The sequence below is a fragment of the Mycobacterium sp. genome, assembly GCF_049673265.1.
Taxonomy (GTDB): domain Bacteria; phylum Actinomycetota; class Actinomycetes; order Mycobacteriales; family Mycobacteriaceae; genus Mycobacterium.
On sequence record NZ_JBATXN010000607.1, the window covers coordinates 1 to 4,627 of the forward strand.

Here is a 4,627-nt window from a genome sequence, read left to right on the forward strand (position 1 = left end):
TATCCGCAGCGGCATGCCCGGCCGGAATCGACTTCCCGTCCTCCACCACAAACGACACAAACCACCGCTCACCTTCTTTCGACAATGTGGCTGAGCGTATGGTTTCACCATCCAAACTGCGTGACGCGCGGAACTTCACCCACCCCAACTTGGGTAGCTTCACCTGTGCCCTGCGCCGGTTGAGCTTCTGCACGTCCATCTGGGAACCCTCGGGAAGCCGAAACGACGGCGCCCACCGCCGCGACGACCGCCAACGCACCTTCCACGTGCCGCGCCTGCGGCACGCCTCATCAAGATCCTTCAGCGTCTGCTGCAAACAATGCGACGGCGCCGCTTTCAGCCAGGTCTCTTCTTTCTTGGCTTCCGCCAACTCGTGAGCCTGCTCGTTGTAGTTCATCCATGCCCCACGCCGCCGATACTCGCGGCGTTGCTCCAACCCGGTGTTCCACGCCGCCCGACACACATCCGCGGTCTGCTGCGCCAACAGCTCCTGGGCCTCGGTTAACTCGGCCCGAAAGCGCCTACCGGACTTCACAACACCGAACCTAATCCCGGCCACCGACAACCCGCGCCTACGCCAGCGACCACCGCCCACCGAAGCACAACTTGACGCGCTAACCACAGGCCTAAAGACCGGGGTCTGCGCGCTACAGATCCCCGATCAGGCCCAGGCCGGTGACGGCTTCCCGCTCCTCGGCCAGCTCGGCAGTCGACTTGTCGATCCGACCGCGGGAGAAGTCGTCGATGTCCAGGCCGCTCACGATCGTCCAGTTGCCGCCCTTGGTGGTCACCGGGAACGACGAGATGAGGCCCTCGGGTACCCCGTAGGAGCCGTCGGACAGCACGGCCATCGAGACCCAATCGCCATCGGGGCTGCCCAGCAACCAGTCCCGCGCGGCGTCGATAGTTGCCGACGCGGCCGACGCGGCGGACGACGCGCCCCGCGCGTCGATGATCGCCGCGCCACGCTTGGCGACCGTGGGGATGAAGTCGTTCTCGATCCAGGACTGGTCGTTGACCACCTGAGCCGCGTTCTTGCCGTTGATCTCGGCGTGGAAGATGTCCGGGTACTGGGTGGCCGAGTGGTTGCCCCAGATGGTGATCTTCTTGATGTCGCCGACGTCGGCTCCGGTCTTGTGGGCCAGTTGCGAGATGGCCCGGTTGTGATCGAGACGGGTCAACGCCGAGAACCGCTCGTGCGGGATGTCGGGCGCATTGCTCAGGGCGATCAGCGCGTTGGTGTTGGCCGGGTTGCCGGTTACGCCGATGCGGACATCGTCGGCGGCGACGGAGTTCAGCGCCTTGCCCTGCGCGGTGAAGATCGCGCCGTTGGCCTCCAGCAGGTCGCCGCGCTCCATGCCCGGGCCGCGCGGCTTGGCGCCGACCAGCAGGGCCAGGTTGACTCCGTCGAAGATCTTGTTCGGGTCGGCACCGATCTGCACCCCCGACAGCAGCGGGAACGCGCAGTCGTCGAGCTCCATCACGACGCCTTCGAGCGCCTTGAGGGCCGGCTCGATCTCCAACAGCCGCAGCTCGATCGGGCGGTCAGGCCCCAGCAGTGAGCCGCTCGCCAGGCGAAACAGCAGGCTGTAGCCAATCTGGCCAGCGGCGCCGGTAACGGCAACCTTCAAAGGTGTGGTGCTCACGACAGTTCGCTCCTCGTGCAGTTCGGCTGTATGCGCCAATCGCGTCGGGTCGAAACTAGCGCACGCATGCGCGCGATAAACCCCGGCCCCAATCGCACCAGCTCAGCCGCGCCCGCTCACGGGCAATACCCGGCTGAGGCGCGTAGCATGACCGGGGCTTTATCGGATCCGCACTGCGACGGGAGGTGAGGGATGCCTTCGTTTCGCGATATACCGGAAACACTGCGTCCTCTGGCATGGCCTGAAAGGGACGAGCCTCCTCATCCGCAGCCAGGTGAGGTGCCGGCCGATCAGGCTGTGGTCGACTGCGGCATCTATGTAGACGGCAAACGACTGCCTGGAACCTTCACTCACGCCGACGCCCGATCTAAAGTGGTCGAGCTGCAGCTGGCCGGGCAGCAAGCCTTCGCGTGGATCGGCCTGCACGAACCTACCGAGCATCAGATGCAGGAGGTCGCCAGCGTTTTCGGCCTGCACCCGTTGGCCGTTGAGGACGCCGTACAGGCCCACCAGCGGCCGAAGTTGGAGCGCTACGACGAGACGCTGTTCCTGGTTCTCAAGACCGTCAACTATGTTCCGCACGAATCGTTGGTGCTGACGCGTGAGGTCGTCGAGACCGGCGAGATCATGATCTTCGTCAACGGGGATTTCGTCGTGACGGTCCGGCACGGCGAGCACGGCCGGCTGTCAGACGTGCGCAAGCGGATGGATGCCGACCCCGAGCACATGTCCCTGGGTCCCTTTGCGGTGATGCACGCCATTGCCGACTCGGTCGTCGATCACTACCTCGGGGTAACCCATCTGATGGCGGTCGACATCGACACCATCGAGGAAGTGGCGTTCACGCCCGGCGCTCGGACCGATATCGAGCCGATCTACCAGATCAAACGCGAGGTGGTCGAGCTGCGCAGGTCTATCAACCCGCTCTCAGTCCCGTTTGCGCGGTTGCAGACCGAACACAAGGACCTTATCTCCAAAGAGGTGCGACGCTATTTGCGCGACGTTTCCGACCACCAGACGCAGGTCGCAGACCAGATCGCCAGCTACGACGACATGCTCACCTCGCTGGTGCAGGCGGCACTGGCCCGCGTCGGCATGCAGCAAAACGACGACATGCGCAAGATGGCGGCCTGGGCGGCCATCTTGGCGGTGCCGACCATGGTCGCGGCCATCTACGGCATGAACTTCAAATTCATGCCCGAACTGAGCTGGCCATGGGGATACCCGGGGGTCGTGGCTTTGATGACCGGCGCCTGCTTGGTCCTGTACTTCCGATTCCGGCACAGGAACTGGCTCTAGCTCCGAAAAGTTTCAACTTGGCTGTGCGGCAGGGCGATTGGGGTTTAGCACATCCACCCCGTCGCTTCGCCACGCGTCACGCATCGCGTCGGCTCCCCTTAGCCGCACCCAGGCGGCCTCGGTCGCGGTGATCGGCGTCGCGGATAGGAAACGTATCGGGTCGCGCGGCGGATCCAGCGGCAGGTCCGCAATATCACTGCCGCCCAACAACATCGCAGTGAAAGGCGCCGGCCCGGATGGGTTGTCCCATAGCGGCGAGCCGAGATCGATCAACGCGTCTTCGGTCAACACCACGCCTTCGACGGCGGGCGATGCCGCCACAATCGCCAGGCTATGCGCCAGCCGGGTGATCGGCCCCGGATTGCGCAACTGCAGAACGACTTCGGCGCGCGGGCCACGCTCGCTGTCGGCATGCAATGCCGCTGAATTGGTGGCATCGGTCATCGGGTGCCGCGAACAACCCAACGAGACGTAATGCACCACCTCGTCGGCCCCAGGGCGAAAGCGCAACACCTCGATCGGCTCGGCGCCCAGAAAGGACACGCTCGCGACGTCGGGCTCGGTGTCGATGCCGTCCCGCCTGAAGTGTGCGGACAGGTGCGCGCGCACCCGTTCCAATGTCTGGGTCACTGCACCTGCGGCGGCGGTGGAACGGTCAGGTTGACACCGGTGTCGGCGTCGAAAACGGCGAGTTTCACGGTGTCGAAGGCTAATTCGAGTGACTTTCCCTTTGCCGCTTTCGACCCGGCGGGGACTCTGGCCACGAATTCGTGCTCTTCTCCCCCGGATTCGCCGTCGAGCTCGGCGAGCTGGTCGGAATGGACAACGCAACCCTCGGTGGTGAAGTAGACGTATTTGTCGGCGCCCAGCGACTCGACCATGTCCACCTTCACCTCGAAGGTCAGTGCGCTGATGCGCTGGTAGCCGTCGATCAACGCGGCATCTTGCAGATGCTCTGGGCGCACGCCGACGATGACGTTCGCCGGCTTCGGGTGCTGCGCAAGCACATCGTGGACGGGCTGGGTGAGCGTCACCTCGCCGAATGGCAGCCTCAATCCGGTCGCTGTCGGCGTGGCGGGAAAGAAGTTCATGGCCGGCGAGCCGATGAAGCCGGCGACGAACAGATTGGCGGGCCGCTCGTAAAGCTCGTCGGGCGTGCCGATCTGCTGCGCAACCCCGCCGCGCATAACCACGACTCGGTCACCGAGCGTCATGGCCTCGGTCTGGTCGTGCGTCACGTAGACGGTCGTGGTGCCAAGCCGTCGTTGCAGCCGGGCGATCTCGCCGCGCATTTGGACCCGCAACTTGGCATCGAGGTTCGACAGCGGCTCGTCCATCAGGAAAGCCTTGGGGTGCCGCACGATTGCCCTACCCATCGCCACCCGCTGCCGCTGGCCGCCGGACAGTTGCGAGGGCTTGCGGTCGAGAACACCGGTCAAGTCAAGTATTCGCGCGGTGTCCTCGACCTTGTTCGCAATCTCCGATTTTTTCATCTTGGCCAGGGTCAGCGGAAATGCGATGTTCTGTCGCACGGTCATGTGCGGGTAGAGCGCATAGGACTGAAACACCATTGCGATATCGCGGTCCTTGGGCGCCTTCTCGTTTGCCCGCTCGCCGCCGATGAGAAGCTCGCCCGACGAGATATCGTCCAGTCCGGCAATCATATTCAGCGTGGTGGATTT

5 protein-coding genes are annotated in these 4,627 nt (G+C 64.2%); 1 reads left to right on the plus strand and 4 read right to left on the minus strand.

Annotation, left to right across the window (positions count from 1 at the left end; translation table 11 throughout):
- Window positions 1–535: RNA-guided endonuclease InsQ/TnpB family protein (locus WBF82_RS20545; protein ID WP_424384778.1), on the minus strand; the 535-nt coding region annotated here is incomplete at its 3' end.
- A 112-nt stretch (window positions 536–647) separates the two neighbouring features.
- Complete coding sequence (locus WBF82_RS20550; RefSeq protein ID WP_424384779.1) at window positions 648–1,646, minus strand: malate dehydrogenase; 999 nt, start codon at window positions 1,644–1,646, stop codon at window positions 648–650.
- A gap of 192 nt (window positions 1,647–1,838) precedes the next feature.
- Between WBF82_RS20550 and corA the strand changes: the two genes are divergently transcribed.
- Window positions 1,839–2,945 (plus strand): magnesium/cobalt transporter CorA, encoded by a 1,107-nt coding sequence (corA, locus tag WBF82_RS20555; RefSeq protein ID WP_424384780.1) that lies wholly within the window; start codon window positions 1,839–1,841, stop codon window positions 2,943–2,945.
- Window positions 2,946–2,957: 12 nt separating this feature from the next.
- Here the strand turns inward: corA and WBF82_RS20560 are convergent, their stop codons facing one another.
- Both WBF82_RS20560 and WBF82_RS20565 read right to left on the minus strand, forming a co-directional pair.
- A complete protein-coding gene (locus WBF82_RS20560) occupies window positions 2,958–3,575 on the minus strand; it encodes a suppressor of fused domain protein (RefSeq protein WP_424384781.1) in 618 nt (205 codons plus the stop codon).
- Window positions 3,572–4,627, minus strand: a 1,056-nt coding sequence (locus WBF82_RS20565) for an ABC transporter ATP-binding protein (RefSeq protein ID WP_424384782.1), incomplete at its 5' end; no start/stop codon positions are given. The genes WBF82_RS20565 and WBF82_RS20560, both read right to left, overlap by 4 nt.

What these genes read in the sequence shown, in the direction of transcription:
- corA (WP_424384780.1), top strand. Translation starts at nt 1,839, where the DNA reads ATGCCTTCGTTTCGCGATATACCGGAAACACTGCGTCCTCTGGCATGG.